This is a genomic window from Psychrobacter sp. AOP5-GZ1-6 (assembly GCF_052376345.1).
In the GTDB taxonomy this organism is placed as follows: Bacteria; Pseudomonadota; Gammaproteobacteria; order Pseudomonadales; family Moraxellaceae; genus Psychrobacter.
In genome coordinates this window covers 1-2086 of sequence record NZ_JBQSVP010000227.1, presented here as the reverse complement: position 1 = coordinate 2086, position 2086 = coordinate 1, and the positions used below count along the sequence as shown (strand labels likewise).

The 2086-nt window shown below is 45.6% G+C and carries 2 protein-coding genes; both read right to left on the bottom strand.

Annotated features, from left to right (window positions below; translation table 11 throughout):
• Window positions 1-627 precede the first annotated feature (627 nt).
• A complete protein-coding gene (locus tag ACT3RN_RS15275) occupies window positions 628-792 on the bottom strand; it encodes a hypothetical protein (RefSeq protein WP_444518794.1) in 165 nt (54 codons plus the stop codon).
• A gap of 418 nt (window positions 793-1210) precedes the next feature.
• On the bottom strand, window positions 1211-2086 hold an 876-nt coding region (locus ACT3RN_RS15270; RefSeq protein WP_444518793.1), incomplete at its 5' end, for a replication initiation protein.

The window sequence follows — 2086 nt, the reverse complement described above, 5'->3', positions numbered from 1 at the left end:
TAGGTCGCTATAGAATTGGGCTAAGGTGCTGACGTTTTGCCAGCTGGTCGGGTCTATCTGTTTGAGTGCGTACACTAGGATATTTCAGTTCTGTACCATGAGCTTGGGGGCTTGATGATACAAAAAAGCCTTGTTTTAGTGCGTACAACCGCCTAAAATACCCCTACGTTACGTGGTTCTAGGTGGTCATACACTTTGAATTACATTAAGCCCTGATGTTTGCAGCATCGGGGCTTACTCGTTTCTAGCGTTTGAGTTTACGCTTATCTTCGCCAAATTGTAAAGGTCGAGCGGTGATCGTAGGCATCGTTTCGCCTACGGATCACCGCTGACCCAACAACCGCTAGGGCGTTAGTTTTGGGGTCAAAATAAAATCCGCTTGTCCCACACGTGAACTCTTTATTTTATTGGCTTAGAGGTCAATTTTTTGTTGGTTTGTCGGACAGCGTGCAGTGTCATTGTCCGACACGGCAGCCCTTGCACTGTATGGCTTTAAGTCGTTTGCAACCAGTTGCGTGGTGTGTGAACCTATATTTTGCCATCGGCACGATAATCTTTTGCTCTTTTTTCTTTTATTTTTTTTCACATCGACTAGGGGTCGATGTGTGGCCAGTGCTGCAAATTAATCTAGTCAAATAACTTACCTTGACCGTTTTTCTTGACGTAATCTTTCATGTAATCCCTGACCAGTTGGCTCGCTGTACGGTTGTTATCCTTGGCTATGCGCTTGAATGCGGCTATCAGCTCTTTGTCACCTCTGCAAGTGAATGTTCCTTCGTTCTTGTTGCTCATGGGGGTTTATTCCTGTTTTGTGTTTAGTGCATTGTATTAACGTTGTTAGTGCATTGCAACAACAATTTACGGTTAATCCAAAAAATATCGAAAAGCAAAAAATAATAGACGCTCTAGAATGCGCTGTAACAGCCTTTAAATATCGAAGTGATGCTAGGGTAGCTTAGACGCATTTAGGACGGCACAGAGGGCTACAGGAGAGCCTAGAAAGGAGATAATCAAGCTATATCTTTGAGCAAGGCTACGACAAGGTAGAAAATTAAACTAGGAATTTGAACTACCGCCATCGACTGCTGACGATGACGAAAAGACTGATTTTTTTTGTTTTTTGAAAAGCGGGAATTATTGTGTAGCCAGACTTAACGAAACAGCCCAAAAACCCACAAGGGCTGTTATCTGATTATGGTATGTCGCATTTTTACTTTTTTTTCTTCCGCAAGCCCCACCGTTCAAGGGTTCTACGACTTACGCCTAATCGCTCCGCAATTACCCCTATTTTCACGCCTTCAGCTGCCCATATTTGCGCTTGTTTTTGCTTGTCGGTGTTATCACCCCATCGCTTAGTTACTCGCGCTCTTTGAAGCTCTGAGAACGCCTTGTGGCTTGCTGTGAAGTCCTTTCGTGTGCAATATCGGGCAATGCTGCGGACAATGTGTTTTAGCTCATTAGGGTAAAGCGGCACATCAAAACGCTGATTATACGCCTCTGCAATAGGGGTTAAGATGCTCTCCAGCTCCCTGTAGCTATGGTCTTGCGCCATTGGGTAGGCTTGGTGTCTAACATGCTCAAATACGCTGTAGTTGCGTCCATAACCGTGGTCATTGGCTGCATGGATTGACTCGGTGGCTTGTCCAAGGTCTAAATACTCGGCAAGGTCTGCAAGCTCATAAGAGGGCTTAGCCCCTGTCAAATATACGGTATGGGCATTATGGCAAGGGTTTTTAATGAGATTGCCGCCATAGCTGCGGTCAGCCCCTAACGCCAATCGCAAGGCGTTTTGAACACTGCTCAGATACTTGAGGGCTTTTGTGCTAGATTTTCCGCCTTCACCCACTGGCGTTGTTAGCTTGTAGGCATAGTGAGCATGTCCGTTATTGGGATTTTGTATGATGATTTGAGGGCGCGGCAATCCCTTGTCATGGAAGGCGAACAAGGCTTGTGGGTCGTCAATGTCAAAGACTAACCATCGGCACACGTTGGGGCGGTTGGGCTGTATGTAGGCGTGTTTTATAGCATTGGATTTAGTGCGAATATGGCTAAAACCCTTGTCATTGGTGCAATAGGGGTTACTAGC

Bases quoted from the DNA above. Each gene is read 5' to 3' on its own strand.
- ACT3RN_RS15275 (WP_444518794.1), bottom strand. From the start codon at position 792: ATGAGCAACAAGAACGAAGGAACATTCACTTGCAGAGGTGACAAAGAG.